This is a genomic window from Rheinheimera muenzenbergensis (assembly GCF_036984005.1).
Classification (GTDB): Bacteria; Pseudomonadota; Gammaproteobacteria; order Enterobacterales; family Alteromonadaceae; genus Alishewanella; species Alishewanella muenzenbergensis.
The window spans coordinates 1-554 of record NZ_JALAAR010000052.1 but is presented as its reverse complement, the minus strand read 5'-3'; the positions used below and the strand labels follow the sequence as shown (position 1 = coordinate 554).

1 protein-coding gene is annotated in these 554 nt (G+C 53.1%); it reads right to left on the bottom strand.

The genetic code is table 11. The annotated features are described in order from the left end of the window. On the bottom strand, positions 1–554 hold a 554-nt coding region (locus tag MN202_RS20515; protein ID WP_335737994.1), incomplete at both ends, for a hypothetical protein.

Below are 554 nucleotides of genomic sequence, written 5' to 3'. Positions count from 1 at the left end.
AGCCTGCTGAAGGCATCATAACCAAAGCTGCGCACTACACCGGCGCTGCTTTCGCTTGCCGGTAAGCCTTTTTTAATGCTGTCAAAGCTGTAGGCAAACTGAGCTTTAACCGTGCTGCCCTGCATGGCTTTTAACCCGGTTTGCCGGCCCAGCGCATCGTAGTCGTGATATTTGTTTACGCCGCTGGCATCCGTTTCCAGTTCCAGCTCACCAAAGCCGTTGTACTGGTATTGGCTGTTACCCTGGTTAGGGTCACTGACAAACAGCTTCATACCCAGCGCGTTATAACCGGCATAGAGTGCAACGCCATTAGCATCCTGCAGCACTATCGGCAGCCCCAGGCCATTGTAGCTGTAGCGGGTGATGCCGTTTTCTGCATCTACCGTTTGCATTAGCTGGTTCTGGCTGTTGTAGGTGCGGCTCATCTGCAAGCCACCGGCGTTGATGTCGGTACTCAGGCCACTGTACTGATAGCTAATGCTCAGGCGGTTATCATGAGTTACTTTCTGGCCAGGGCGGTTTAGCTCGTCAAAACCACTGTATTCTGTCCAGGC